We start from the raw sequence: 12,982 nt of genomic DNA, 5'->3' as shown, positions 1-12,982 counted from the left end.
CGATACTGATACTGCTCACAACAGACTGCTTGCCTACAATATACCCGTAAGTGTAAAAAACTCTCCTTGTAGGCGCAATGGCCCAGCTTCACAATTGGACGATAAGTGGTTCGGGCTTGTTGTTGTAGGTTCTCGATCAATGCCTGAGCAGTCTGGCGAAGCAGTTTCCGGCGCTCGCGACGACGGCCAGCCCCCAGGATATTGTCGAGATCGCGCGCGCATGCGAAGGGCTGGATGGCGGTGCGCTTCGCAAGATGGTGGTGAACGCCATGGCCATAGCCGCGAGGTTGCCGTCGATCCGAACAAGCTGACGACCGCACACCTGCTTGCCGCAGCGAAGGATGCGAAGGCGGCACGCTCGCGCAAGGAGGCCAGCAAATGAACACCGTCCGTCGAGATTTTCGTAGCGTTCCGTCGCGGGACGCAGCTGACACTTGGACTGCCATCGTCGAGTTGATCACAGCTGGCAACTCGAACGACGAGGCCCGCAAGGAACTGTTGAGCGTGACAGGGATTGTGGCAAGTGCCATCACTGACCAAACGCCGAAGTCCAGCCCCATTGTCGTGACCTGCGAAGGTCCGCGTACCCGCATCTATTGCCTGTACGACGATGACGCACTTGATGAATCAAGCGGCAATGAAGCGAAACTGGGGCTCGATGCGACCAAGGGAAACTGGCAGGTGTCAGTGGTTGTCGCTACTGACGACCTATCCTGGATCCAGGCCGGCGTGGCACCTGAGAACGCAAGGTATGCGGTGATTCTGAGGACCAAGGCCGGGCGGCCGGACGTTGATGGCTGGGGCCCTTGCTCGTCCCGCTCAACCGAAGGCATGGTGCGCCGGACCCTAGGCTCAACTGTTGAACATAGCGGCCTCGGCGCGAGCGCTGCGTACTGGAGGACCCGCTGATGATTTCCCTCGACGATGCATTCCGCAAGTTTAAGTCCAGGCTTGAACTTAACGACCGCGAGCAAGCAAACGCGTCAAAGCGCCACACTGAAGTTCGGGAGCACATCCGGTCGAAGTTCTCAATTCAGCGGGACTTCCTCACTGGCTCCTACGCCCGGTACACCTTCCCGGGCGGCTATTGGGTGGACCAGGGTTTGGGGGTTCCTGACTCTCTGGTCAGCTCGTACAGCGGTGCCCCACGCCAGCCCTCAGCAGACGTCCCACCGGCCGAAATGGCGGGAGTCAGACGTGGATTTAATGGGTCTATGCAACACGCAGACGCTACGTAGGCTGTGGAGGTGCTGCAAATGAAACAAAAGGCGCCGGATTTATACACCGAAACTCAGAAGGCACTAATGTAGAAGCGATGGCGAAAGGGTGACACGCTCCACTCCGGCGTCTCTGTCGGATGCGGCGGGGCAACGACTCCGTCGTCCAAAGGTCAGATAGCCCGCTAGGACCCTGCTACTCCGCGTTAGCGGCCGAGCTGGCCGGTGCTATGGTAGTTGCACTGGGACCTGCACTGGCCGGTGCCTTCGGCTTGGTCCGGGTCGAGGCTACCGCGGCGATGCCCTGTTCCGCCAGGTCCTTCACCTGACCGGAAAAGCCCGGAACCACGCGCATCGCCTGCTTAACGGCGTCGGACGACGCGAACTCGTGCCAGGGGCTGCCGTGCGTTTCGGTTTCCACCAGGCGCAAGGGCAACTCGTCCAGCCGCGTCAGGGCCGAGGCCAGCACGCGGCTTTCCATGTCCTTATCGAAGCGCGCGGCCTCGCGGCGGAAGCCTTCGTAGGCCCGCGAGATCGACGCCTTAAAGGCATAGTCCTCGGAAAGCCGGAAGCGCTGCCCGACCTGCTTGGTGGCCAGCCAGGAGAACCAGACGGGCGCGCCGACCGACAGCAGCGACAGGGCGAAATTGAGAACCAGGACCGAGGTCGGGGCATTGGGTTGGCGGAACAGCTCCGAGAGCGAGTGGAGTTGCTGCGAACCGAAGTAACTGCCCAGCGAGAGGGCGGCAATGAGACCGCCCACCCAGAACCACATTGATTTCGAAAGGGACTCGGAGCGCTCCGTGAAGGCGGCGGCGAGGCCTACGCTGGTGGAGGCCGAATACGCCGTTTCGCACCGCTCGAGGACCTCGCCGGCTTCTTTCTGTTTCTGGCGCAAATCCGCCTCGAGCGCACTCGCCTCCTTGCGCGTGTCAGCGATTCGGGTGCCTTCCTCGGCAGACGCCTTCAGGATGGCTGAGAGCTCCTGCCGAGCCTCGGCGAGCGACTCGAGGTCCGTCGGAAGTTGGTCGGCAGCGCTGTATGCTTTCTCGATGCGCTCGACCATGCCCGAAAGGGTCGCGGTGCGCGGCTCGACGTTCGCGAGCCGCGCTTCGAGACCACGGATCTTGGTGGCGAGCCGGCGTAACTGGATGGCGGCTTCGGCAGCCTTGGCGACCGCGTCGTCGGCGAGGACCGGGGCTAGTGCCTTGCGCAAGCCCTCGAGCGTGAGCAGGTAGGCGGTGACGGCCTGGTTGGCATTGCCCCACATGTTGGGAATGGTGCTCGCGTGCAGATGCGTCAGTCGCCGCACATAGTCCTTGATGCGGGATTCGGCGCTGCCGAGGTCGTCACCGCCGCGTTCGTCGATGAGGTCGACGATCGACTGCGCCTCCTCAATCAGCTCGGTGCGGGTGAGACCTGGGAAGCTCCAGTTATTGTGTACGGTTCCCAATGGCTCGTCGCTGCCCAGGTGGGCCTGCAATTGGGCAATGACCTTGCGGAGTTCCTCTTGAATCTGGACCAGTACAGGATGCATGTAGCCCTCGTTATTGTTCTTGGGTCGCGGATGGTCTCATCGGGCACAAGGCCCGCCCACCCGAGTAGTGACGGGTAGAAACAGGCTTCGTTCCCATAGCTGCGCCGACTCACCGTTAACGCGCCGTTAACGCGCGCGGACGAAAGTGTACGTTCAACGACGATCGCACACAATCGGTTGAGTTTTTGATACGACCGCATCTGGCGTGCGCCGTGCTAAGGCGGCGTTTTTCGAGTAGGTGCAAGCCCCACCCGGCAACCGCTCCAGCCGGAAGCATCCGGAGCAACTATGGAGGTGACGAAGTGGCTGAAGCCAACATGTCACGAAATACTGTGACAGCGCGAGTGTGCAGGCCGTAACGCGAGTGAACGCCGAGCAAGCCTCGACCCGATTGCGAAGCAGTACCACGAGTCGCTGCGCCGGAATAGCCGCCAGTCCCCCTTCACAGCAACAGTCAGTCGGATAGGCTGCGGAAGAGCCCACGATTGCTCCGGTGCTCGGGGGGGCTAGAGAAGTGACCATAAGCGACCGGCGTACTTCAGCCAGAATGCGCGAGTAGGGCTACGTACCCAAGTCCGGTTCTTTCCAAGCCCCGCCGGAGTATGGCCGCGACCGGACCAGGTTTTTCCCGTCTTCGGATCGCGATACTTCGGTGGCATAGGCTTTTTAACTGCCTTGGCGGTTCCGAGGCCGGCCGGTCGACTACGGCGACGATTTCCGATGATGTCGTCGGTCGACAGACCGTACGCTCCCATTAATTTCTGGATCTGTTGGATCACCCCCGCCACCTCAGTCGAACGTGCGTCGGCGAACTGGACTTCCAGTGCTTCCTTCTGGGCCAACAACTGCTTGTAGGTAGCCATGTATTTATCCTTCATAGGAAGCCCCGCAGAAGCGTTAATTTACTCCATTTTCAAATGGAGTGCGGATTTGCATAGGGACGGACGACCCTCACCCACTAGTCAGAGAATCCCTTCTACATCGAATTCCGCCTAGCCTTTGTACCCCAACTACCCCTCCAGATGACGCGCCAACAACCGATAGCCAAGTCATCTCAGGGCTGCTCACGGAACAAGCATCTCGGAAGAAACCGTAAGGTAGAAAGGGAGAGGGTGGAAAAATGCGAAAAAAACGTTCACAATTCTCTATCCGTGAGAAAATCCAAAGACTTCTTCCCGCATGTTTTCGACGCGGGAATTTTTACGTTCTCAGAACTCGTTTTTAGGACGCTCGACGGCGTTCTTACATTCATTGTAAGTCCCTTCTTATCGCGATCATGCATTCGACGCCTTCCCCTGCGCCTCAGGAAGAATTAAGTGGACCCGCATCGAGGAATCTCAGAAAGCGGATATGGGCGGCGCTCGACCGCGTCGCGTCGGCTCTTACGTGGAGCAGTATTAAGACAGTTCTGGTCCGAGTAGGGCTGGTGGTGATCGGGATTGCTTTGCCCGTATGGTATTTCGTACCTCAGTTCGACGGCGAGTATCGTAATCAAGCAGGGAATCTAAGAATTGAAGTTGCAGGAAAGCGTGTAACTGTATCTGACAGCACCACGGGATCCATTAAGATCTCTGAATTCGACGCAGAATGGCAAGGGTACGAACTCGATTTTGGTGAAGGGATAGAGGGTCAGACCATCGTCGATCATCCGTTAGATCGTCGTTATGAACTGCTAACCGGGTGCCAAAAAACCGCCATCACGAAGCAAACTTGGCTATCGCGGCTCTCTGTTGCGTTTCCGTTCAGCGTCCTAATCGTAGCGGCCGCTATCATGATGTTCTTCACGTTCTTCGTGCTCAATGAGAAGGCGAAGACCGAGCCGGAGGTGATCTACCCAATGTGGGTGGCATATTTTGGTGCCTTATTTGGGAGTGCAGGTATTTTTGTTGCGGCCGGTGAGAGCGGCATCTTCGCCTTTGACGGCAAACCACAAAATCGAACAGCGGAGCTGATTCTGGCTGGTGCAAATTTCTTTCTCGATATTGGGCCGGAATTTTGGGCGCTTATTGGGCTGCTCGTTTTTTTTGTGTCAACTCAGTGTTTTGCATATATATTTTCCGGCATCAGCGGCTCTGCTCAGAGCCCTCGCTTTATATCTCAGGCTTGGAAGTGGGTCACGCTGCTGATTGCTAAGGCACTTATCAGCGCATCGGCAATTGTACTTAGCATCGAGATCATCGGAAGACAGTACTACTGGGTGAGCGCCGACCCACGTCATCTCGCCGGAAACGTTGTGCTCGCGATAATGTTGCTGTTCGTTGGGCTATGGTTGTTTTGCCTTGTTCCACTTCGAGGCATGGGGACAGCCCGTGTTGACGGAAAAATCGGGCGGTATGTCAATAAAATTGATCGCTACATGCGTCGCAGGCTGCCGACTAGTCAGTTGAGCGACCAAAGATCCTCTGCAGCGGGAAACTCCCAGGCTACGGTTCCTTCGGAGCGAGTCAGCTAAGAAAGTATGCCGGGCCGCATTCACGCGACCCGGTTGCAGCGCTGTGTGCACAAAGCCGCCTCAACTATTCGCGGTCCCTGCTGATGATAAATTTTGGTGGGTTCCATCGGCGTGCTTAGTTTTGGACACCTTCCTACAACCCAGAGCAAATCGGGAATCCCCATGGCAACCATGGCCGGTGCTGTCCGCCACTTCGTTGAATCCTCGCCCATCGGCGTCACGTCGCGCGAGATTCGAAACCATATCAAATCTGCTTACCCGGGCAAATGGACGCCCGGCACGCTGACAGCGCATCTCTATGGATGCGCCGTTAACCAGCCGAAGGCATATCTGCATCACAAGTCAGCAGAGAAGTTTCTCTATCGAGCCAACGACGGTCGCTTCTTCATCTACGACGAAGGCAAGCACGGGCCAAACGTTTGGGCGCCGGTTGCCGAAGACCCCTTGATCGAAGAGGAAGTCGAGACCGTCGATGCGATCGAGCAGCGCGTCGAGGCGTCGATAAGCTTCGAGCGGGATGTGGAAGAACATTTGATTCGAAATCTGGGCATGCTTGAGAAGGGATTGCGATTCGTGGAGCGTCAAGTTGTGATCGACGTCGGCCGCGTGGACATCCTTGCGGAAGATGGAAAGGGCCGCCGTGTCGTCATCGAATTGAAGGTGGGGGATGCCAAAGACGCTGCGGTGGGGCAGATCGCCCGCTACCTTGGCTGGTACGCTCGGCAGGATCAGAAGCCGCCTCGCGGGATGCTCATTGCCGGCGACTTTCCGGAGCCGGTTCGCTACGCCGCGGAGGCCGTAAAAGATCTCGAGCTGGTCCGCTATCGCGTTCAGTTCGCTTTTGATTCTATCGCTGTCGAAGACTAAAGAGAAAATCTACGATGCTCGAAACGATAACCTTCTACCATTGGAACAAGAATGTAAGGGACGGACTGCAAGAATCCTGTGATGGTCCAACAAAGACCCTCAAGCACTAGAACGCGGCTGTGGCTGGCGCTGAGAAGGCTTGGATGGCCGGCGGGACACTGGTAACAGACGACCAGGAGCTATCCCGCAATAGCGGAGGTGGAGCAGCACCTTTCACTTGGCTCCAGCCGTCCCAAGTGTCAGGGTGAATTCCGTGAACTTCCGTGCAATATGAAGAAAAACTAGTTGGAGGCCTGTCCTGAAAGATATTCAGCAGGCCACTGACATCCTGCAGGGTACACTTCACCCTGACAATCGAAGGCACGCCAACAGTGTGTTTATCCTTAACACCTGGTTTGGCCCTGATGAACTAGCAAATGCCGAGAATATTTATTTCCTATACGCAGCAGGATCGAGGCTTTGCTTTGAGCTTGTCCGAAGCACTCGCATCGAACGGTCATGACATCGTTGTTGATGTCGATTCGCTTGCGCCTGGAGATGAATGGCGAGGAAAGCTGGGAGAAGGGCTGAAGAAATCCGAAGCTCTCGTTGTACTGCTTTCCCCGCGCTCGTTGAACTCACCCCACGTCATGGCTGAGTTGGGAGCGGCGCGTGCCTACGCAGGTGAATCAGGGCGCATGGTTGTAATCCCCGTTCTGCTTGATTTGACCGAGATTCCGTCAATAGTTGCCGACGTGTTGGCGATCAATGCAACCGGTCGGGATCTTTCGTATGTGGTTTCACAGATTGAGCGTGCAGTTTCCGCGTTTGTGGGACGGAAGGCCGCGAAGGAAGAAGCCGTCGCGCTCTTCTCGCGGCGGATTGAAAACAGTGCTCCGCAATACATTGACGACGCTCTTGCGCGGCTGGCCTCGCTTGAGCGAAGCAATGGACGGTGGAGCATTTGCTGGAACATTCTTGGGTTCATCGCGCTCCTCGCTGGTATCGCGTTTTCCGTCTTCGGCGCAGCCCACTCTTTACCTTCGCAAGCGTCCCTTGGCTGGGTAGATTTTGCTTTCTCAGCTATCAGAACAGTCCTTGTCATCACGCTACTCGGAGCAGCCGCGAAGTACGCGTTCTCCCTTGGTAAGACCTACGCGAACGAATCGTTACGCAACGCTGATCGCCGTCATGCAATTGAGTTTGGCAAGTTCTACCTTCGAGTTTTTGGTTCTGAGGCCGGATGGTCAGAACTGAAGGAGGTCTTTCAGCACTGGAACATCGACAGGAGTTCATCGTTCGCCTCGCTGGATGTGTCCCAGATCGATCCGAAGGTGTTTGAACTTGCGACGCAACTTGTCAAGGAGGGGCCAATGTCGAAGGTGCTTTCCGGAATCACCGCTAAGGCATGAACGATTCTCCGCTCGCTCTCCTCACTGACAGAACGAGCTGAGTTTTTCTTATTCCCCAGGGGCAGCGCCGCCACCGAGTTGTCCATGAGAACTCCGGGTCCTAAGCACGCCCGGCGGCCAGAGCCGACATCTCCAGGGTTCAAGGTCAAAACAACGACCGTTCAGGCTGTTTGCGGAGGCCCACCAAGGGAATCCGCGAAACCGTTTCTATCAGCGAACGACCCGCTACCGTTGAAGACCCAGCCATACCAGGTCAGTGGGAAGGCGACTTACTCCTCGGCGGCAAGCAAGGTCGTCGCGGTGCAGATTACGCCGACCCTACACTAGAACGCGGTTCCAACCTACGCACCGCATTTAACATAAATTGCGGTCAGCCCATCGGGCCATTCAGTGCTGCCGGACGACCCGGGATGCGGGCCGTTGCCGGCCGTGGCTCAATGGCACAGGTATGGCATTCTTCGCCAGACAAGGAAGATCCCGACAGTGTAACGGGATGTCTTGGCGTGCTCTGGACCGCTTTAAGTATCCTACTAAAGTAACAACTGTGGCTAAAACACATCAATTGCTGCATCTCTGCTAGCTAACAGAGACCTTACATACATCTTTAGTGCTGCACACGCCGCTCGATGATGGGTTTAGCGCCAATATTCGCCTACCCGAAGAAAGTTGGGCTTGTTCAGCCAAATTGCAAATTGCACAATTGCGACCGCGCCATGTTTGCAGAACATATGTGATTCCGTCCTTCGGAACGTGCAGAGACAGGGCGCTGTTGGAAACATCAGCCGCATACCGCTCAGACGGTCGGGCGGCCAAAGAACAAACAGCCAAGAATGGCGATAAGAAGGGTAGGGTCGGTTATGCACGCGGATCTCGCGTTACGCATGGTGTCGGGTCTGTTGTGGACGGGCCTGACGGTCTGTCTACCGCTGCTGGCGGTCATCATGACAGTTGGATTGGTCATCAGCCTCCTGCAGGTTGTGACACAAGTCCAGGAAATGTCGCTCACCTTCGTTCCTAAGCTCATCGCTTCGGGAATCGTACTGATCGCTCTGGGTCCGTGGATGCTGCGCAAGCTCACCAGCTATTGCACGCAGCTTTGGACCAGTATTCCTTCCTTGTTCTGACCGTCGGCCGGAGTTCACAGTGGGAAGTCTCGCCTATGGCTCGTGGGTCGTATCGGTGCTACTGGTCAGCATCCGCATTGGCATGGTGTTCGCCATGACACCAGTGCTGTCTGCCATTCCGATGCCGGCTGTCGTTCGCGTCCTGGTGATCCTTGGCATCGCGGCAGCGTTGTCTCAAGCGTTGCCCTCTGCCAGCTACCGGGGGCACGCCGACCTGTCCTCGCTGTTCGAGGCCGCCTGCCTCGAGGTATCCGTAGGCGTCCTGCTGAGCCTCGGCATCCTGCTGGCGTTTGCCACGTTTTCTGTTGCCGGGCGCGTGCTCGACATCCAGATCGGGTTCGGCATGGGCCAGTTGTTCGATCCGGCCACGCGCCAGAACCTGCCGCTGCTGACCGGTGCCATGACGCAGCTCGCCGTTCTGTGCTTCTTCGCCCTGAACGCCCACCACACGTTGCTGCGTGCGCTGGCCTACAGCTTCGAACACTTTCCGATCGGTGCGCCCTGGGCGATCCAGCAGAGCCTGCCGGCCGTGCTGCGTCATGTATCGGGCGTATTCGTCCTGGGCTTCGCCCTCGTGGCGCCCGTCGTCACATGCCTGCTTCTGGTGGAACTTGGACTGGCGCTGCTTGCCCGCAATCTGCCCCAGATGAACATGTTCGTGCTCGGCATGCCGATCAAGGTCATCGTCGGCCTGGGTGCGCTGGCAGTCTGGCTCGGCTCGGCCGGTGACTATGTGGCACGCATCTTCAATACCGTGTTTCGCAACTGGGAGGCATTGTTCCGATAATGGCTGACGAAGACTTCGACAAGAGCGAAGCCGCTTCGGCCTACAAGCTGGAGCGCGCGCGCGAACAGGGCCAGGTGCCCAGGAGCCAGGAGGTGACGGGTACGCTGGTCATGGCCGTCGTCATCGCCACGCTGCACGCGCGCGGGCTCGAGGGCATTCTCCATGAGTTCCGCTTCGACAGTGCGCTGGTGCAACGCGCCGTCACGGCCCGCGACAGCGGGCAAATCATGGCACTGCTGGCGGCCACGCTCGATCATCTGGTGTGGTCGCTGACCCCGTTCCTGGTGACGGTGATGATTGCGGCCGTCATCGGCAACGTGCTGCAGACGGGGCCGATGTTCGCGCCCAAGGCACTCAAGCCCGACTGGACCCGGCTGAATCCGGTGACTGGCCTCAAGCAACTGCTTTCGGTGCGAACACTGTTCCATGCGCTGCGTTCCTGCGTGAAGCTGACGCTGCTGGCGCTGGTGGTCTGGTACGCATTGACCGATCTTCTGCCGCAGTTCCACCATCTGGCAGCCTTGCCGCCGCGCCGCTACGTGGAAACAGTGCTCAACGACATGGGCGCCATCGGATTGCGGGTGGTCATCATCCTGACCGTGATCGCCGCGGTGGACCTGTTGTTCACGCGACGCCAGTTTGCCCAGCGCATGCGCATGAGCAAGCGGGAGGTCAAGGATGAACACAAGCAGCGCGAAGGCGACCCACGCATTCGGCAACGGCAACGCGAACTGCGCCAGGAGATGGCACGGAAGGTAGGCGCCATCGGCGAGGCGGGCGGCGCGGACGTCATCATCGCCAACCCCACGCACCTGGCCGTGGCCCTCGAGTATCGCCACGGCCAGATGGAATCGCCGCGCGTGGTGGCAAAGGGCGCGGGAGCCCTTGCCCTGGCCATCCGCAAGGCAGGCCGCTCGCAGGCGGTGCCCATCGTGGAAAACCGGCCACTGGCGCGCGCGCTGTTCCGCCGGGTCGGCATCGGCCAGCACGTGCCGCCTGAACTCTATGCCGATGTGGCCCGCATCATGGTCTGGGTACTCGCCATGCGGCGCTCCCGGCAGGTGGCGCAGTCGTTGACGGCAGAGGAGGCCACGTCATGAGCAACTGGCGGCAATTGCTGTCGGGCCAGGGCGATGTGCTGCTGGTTGGCCTGGTACTCGGCATCCTGCTGGTGCTGTTCGCGCCGATTCCGCGCGGCTTGCTGGATTTCCTGATCCTCACGAACTTTTCGTTCGCGTTCCTGATCCTGCTGCTGACGTTCTACATGGCGCGACCCGTGGAGTTTTCCACGTTTCCATCGCTGCTTCTGATCGCCACGCTGTTCCGGCTGTCGCTCAACGTGGCGGCAACGCGCCTGATCCTGGCGGACGCTGACGCCGGCAAGGTGATTGCGGCCATTGGTTCCTATGTGGTGGGCGGCAACTATGTGATCGGCCTTATCGTGTTCCTGATCCTGATTGTGGTGCAGTATGTAGTGGTGACCAGCGGCGCGCAGCGGGTGTCGGAAGTTGCTGCGCGCTTCACGCTGGACAGCATGCCAGGCCAGCAGATGAGCATCGACGCCGACCTGAACATGGGCTTCATCGACCAGGAGGAAGCCCAGCGCCGCCGCAAGAACCTGGAGAAGGAAGCCGCTTTCTACGGGGCGATGGACGGCGCAAGCAAGTTCGTCAAGGGCGATGCCATTGCCGGCATCATCATCATGCTCATCAACATCGTCGGCGGCCTGGTCATCGGCACCATGCAGTTCGGCATGCGCTGGTCCGAAGCCTTGCAGACCTACACGTTGCTGACGATTGGCGACGGCATTGTGACCCAGGTTCCGGCGCTGGTGATTGCGGTGGGTACCGGCATCATCGTTACGCGCTCGGCGTCGGATGCCAATCTCAGCAACGAAGTGCTGCGCCAGATCACGTCCTTTCCGAAGACGCTGCTGCTGGTGGCCTGTGCCTTGGGCGGGCTGGTGCTGTTGCCGGGCATACCGTCCGTGCCGATCCTGGTTCTGCTGGCGCTCGTCGTAAGCGTCGCGCTGGTTGCGCGCCGTGTCAGGCGGGGCGCCGCCCAGGACAACAACAGCCCGGACACGGCGTCCGACGCGCAGCCCCGGAGCCAGGACGAAACGGGCTACGCGGCACTGGCCGTGGAGCCGATCGAAGTGCACGTGGGCACTGCATGGCTGCCTCTTGTCAGCCAGGAAGGCGGGCTGTTCATGGAGCGCATCGCGCTGTTCCGCAAGCAGCACGCCCAGGATCTGGGCCTTGTACTCCCGCCCGTGCGGTTTCGCGAAGGGGCCCGGCTGGGCCCGAACCAGTACGAGATCCAGATCGACGGCGTGGTACGGGCAAAGGCCGAAGTGCGCATGGAGCAGTTGCTGGCAATCCATCCGTCAGGCGATACGCGCGCCATTCCAGGCGAGCCGACCAAGGATCCCACCTACGGGCTGCCGGCACTCTGGATCGATGCCGCCCAGCGCGACGCCGCCGTGGCAGCGCGATTCACGCTGGTCGACGCGCAAACGGTGTTCCTGACCCATCTGACGGAAATCCTGCGCCGCGAATCGGCCACGCTGCTTACCCGCGCCGAAGCCGAACGCCTGCTGGCACGCGTGCGCGAGAGCCATCCAGGCCTGGTCGAGGAACTGATTCCCACGGTGCTGTCATTGGGGGATGTGCAGAAGGTGCTGCAGCATCTGCTGCGGGAGAAGGTCAGCATCCGCCACGTCGAGGCCATTCTCGAAACGCTGGCCGATGCGGGCCGCGCCACCAAGGATCCCCTGGCATTGACCGAGGCCGTACGCCAGCGCCTGGGCCCCGCAATCTGCCAGGCACTGGCCGGCGACGCCGGTGCGCTGCAGGTGCTGACGCTGGACGCCGCCATGGAAGCCGGATTCCTGCAAAACCTGCAGGCGGTCGAGAACGGGGGGCATTTCGCGCTCGATCCCCGCCTGGCCGAGCAATTTATCCAGCGACTCGTCTTTCACGCCGAAAAGATGATGAAGAGCAATCTCCTTCCCGTGGTGCTGTGCGCGCCCGAACTGCGGCGTCATGTCCGCAGCTTGTCGGAACGCGTCTTGCCGCACCTGCGCGTGATCTCGATGGCCGAGGTGCCGCACGCGGTGGAGTTGAAGTCGTTTGGTGTTGTGAGCCTCTGATACGAAGGAACAAACTGTGCAACAGACTCTGGCCGTGGCACTTACCGGACTGCAGACCGATGCGGACCGACTCGACCGCATCGCCCTGAACCTGGCCAACGCCTCGACGCCGGGCTACCGGCGCGAGGTCGGCGCGATGCCCCGCACGCCGACGCTGCCGTTTTCCGCGCAGGTGGATGCAGGGCAGGCCGCTGCCGATCCTGCTGGCGCATCGTTGGCATCGCATCCGGCAGGGCGTCTCGTGCCGTTGACCGTGTCGGACACACGCGCCGGTACGCTGCGTTCCACGGGGCAGAGCCTGCAAGTGGCGCTGACCGGTTCCGAATTTTTCGAGATCGCCACAGATGCCGGCCCTGCCTACACCCGCAACGGCGACTTCCGGCTCGATACGCGTGGCCGGTTGGTGACGGCTAGTGGCAATGCTGTCATGGGGCGCAGTGGCGAGATCGTGCTGAC

At 59.6% G+C, this 12,982-nt stretch carries 11 protein-coding genes and 1 pseudogene; 10 read left to right on the top strand and 2 right to left on the bottom strand.

What is annotated here, in order from left to right; all coding sequences use genetic code 11:
* Nucleotides 1–378 precede the first annotated feature (378 nt).
* Together AC24R4_RS27320 and AC24R4_RS27315 are read left to right on the top strand one after the other, a co-directional pair.
* Nucleotides 379–909, top strand: a complete 531-nt coding sequence (locus AC24R4_RS27320) for a hypothetical protein (RefSeq protein ID WP_487524006.1) — start codon at nt 379–381, stop codon at nt 907–909.
* Nucleotides 909–1,073: pseudogene (locus AC24R4_RS27315) on the top strand (SMODS domain-containing nucleotidyltransferase); the annotation flags it as partial. The gene AC24R4_RS27320 and the pseudogene AC24R4_RS27315, both read left to right, overlap by 1 nt.
* Nucleotides 1,074–1,413: 340 nt before the next feature.
* Here the strand turns inward: AC24R4_RS27315 and AC24R4_RS27310 are convergent.
* Together AC24R4_RS27310 and AC24R4_RS27305 are read right to left on the bottom strand one after the other, a co-directional pair.
* Nucleotides 1,414–2,754 (bottom strand): hypothetical protein, encoded by a 1,341-nt coding sequence (locus AC24R4_RS27310; protein ID WP_487524005.1) that lies wholly within the window; start codon nt 2,752–2,754, stop codon nt 1,414–1,416.
* A gap of 506 nt (nt 2,755–3,260) precedes the next feature.
* Entirely contained in the window at nt 3,261–3,617 is a 357-nt protein-coding gene (locus AC24R4_RS27305; RefSeq protein WP_487524004.1) for an H-NS histone family protein, read from the bottom strand.
* Nucleotides 3,618–4,180: 563 nt separating this feature from the next.
* On the opposite strand from AC24R4_RS27305, the gene AC24R4_RS27300 reads away from it, so the two are divergent.
* The 8 genes from AC24R4_RS27300 to AC24R4_RS27265 form a co-directional block, all read left to right on the top strand.
* On the top strand, nt 4,181–5,206 hold the full coding sequence (locus AC24R4_RS27300; protein WP_487524003.1) for a hypothetical protein: 1,026 nt from the start codon (nt 4,181–4,183) through the stop codon (nt 5,204–5,206).
* Nucleotides 5,207–5,368: 162 nt separating this feature from the next.
* Nucleotides 5,369–6,073, top strand: coding sequence for an endonuclease NucS domain-containing protein (locus AC24R4_RS27295; RefSeq protein ID WP_487524002.1), 705 nt, complete (start codon nt 5,369–5,371; stop codon nt 6,071–6,073).
* A gap of 416 nt (nt 6,074–6,489) precedes the next feature.
* A complete protein-coding gene (locus tag AC24R4_RS27290) occupies nt 6,490–7,464 on the top strand; it encodes a toll/interleukin-1 receptor domain-containing protein (RefSeq protein ID WP_487524001.1) in 975 nt (324 codons plus the stop codon).
* An 857-nt stretch (nt 7,465–8,321) separates the two neighbouring features.
* Nucleotides 8,322–8,588 (top strand): flagellar biosynthetic protein FliQ, encoded by a 267-nt coding sequence (locus AC24R4_RS27285; RefSeq protein ID WP_487524000.1) that lies wholly within the window; start codon nt 8,322–8,324, stop codon nt 8,586–8,588.
* Between the two features lie 19 nt (nt 8,589–8,607).
* Nucleotides 8,608–9,375, top strand: coding sequence for a flagellar biosynthetic protein FliR (locus tag AC24R4_RS27280; protein ID WP_487523999.1), 768 nt, complete (start codon nt 8,608–8,610; stop codon nt 9,373–9,375).
* On the top strand, nt 9,375–10,475 hold the full coding sequence (locus tag AC24R4_RS27275) for an EscU/YscU/HrcU family type III secretion system export apparatus switch protein (RefSeq protein ID WP_487523998.1): 1,101 nt from the start codon (nt 9,375–9,377) through the stop codon (nt 10,473–10,475). Before AC24R4_RS27280 ends, AC24R4_RS27275 begins: the two co-directional genes overlap by 1 nt.
* Nucleotides 10,472–12,526, top strand: a complete 2,055-nt coding sequence (gene flhA / locus AC24R4_RS27270; protein ID WP_487523997.1) for a flagellar biosynthesis protein FlhA — start codon at nt 10,472–10,474, stop codon at nt 12,524–12,526. The genes AC24R4_RS27275 and flhA overlap by 4 nt, the downstream gene beginning before the upstream one ends.
* A gap of 16 nt (nt 12,527–12,542) precedes the next feature.
* On the top strand, nt 12,543–12,982 hold a 440-nt coding region (locus tag AC24R4_RS27265; RefSeq protein WP_487523996.1), incomplete at its 3' end, for a flagellar hook-basal body complex protein.

Source organism: Cupriavidus sp. CER-90 (assembly GCF_057652055.1).
Note: the sequence above shows the minus strand (reverse complement) of the source record. Positions and strands in the feature narration are given on the sequence as shown.

What these genes read in the sequence shown, in the direction of transcription:
- AC24R4_RS27320 (WP_487524006.1), top strand. Translation starts at nt 379, where the DNA reads ATGAACACCGTCCGTCGAGATTTTCGTAGCGTTCCGTCGCGGGACGCA.
- AC24R4_RS27310 (WP_487524005.1), bottom strand. Translation starts at nt 2,754, where the DNA reads ATGCATCCTGTACTGGTCCAGATTCAAGAGGAACTCCGCAAGGTCATT.
- AC24R4_RS27305 (WP_487524004.1), bottom strand. Translation starts at nt 3,617, where the DNA reads ATGGCTACCTACAAGCAGTTGTTGGCCCAGAAGGAAGCACTGGAAGTC.
- AC24R4_RS27295 (WP_487524002.1), top strand. Translation starts at nt 5,369, where the DNA reads ATGGCAACCATGGCCGGTGCTGTCCGCCACTTCGTTGAATCCTCGCCC.
- AC24R4_RS27290 (WP_487524001.1), top strand. Translation starts at nt 6,490, where the DNA reads ATGCCGAGAATATTTATTTCCTATACGCAGCAGGATCGAGGCTTTGCT.
- AC24R4_RS27285 (WP_487524000.1), top strand. Translation starts at nt 8,322, where the DNA reads ATGCACGCGGATCTCGCGTTACGCATGGTGTCGGGTCTGTTGTGGACG.
- AC24R4_RS27275 (WP_487523998.1), top strand. Translation starts at nt 9,375, where the DNA reads ATGGCTGACGAAGACTTCGACAAGAGCGAAGCCGCTTCGGCCTACAAG.
- flhA (WP_487523997.1), top strand. Translation starts at nt 10,472, where the DNA reads ATGAGCAACTGGCGGCAATTGCTGTCGGGCCAGGGCGATGTGCTGCTG.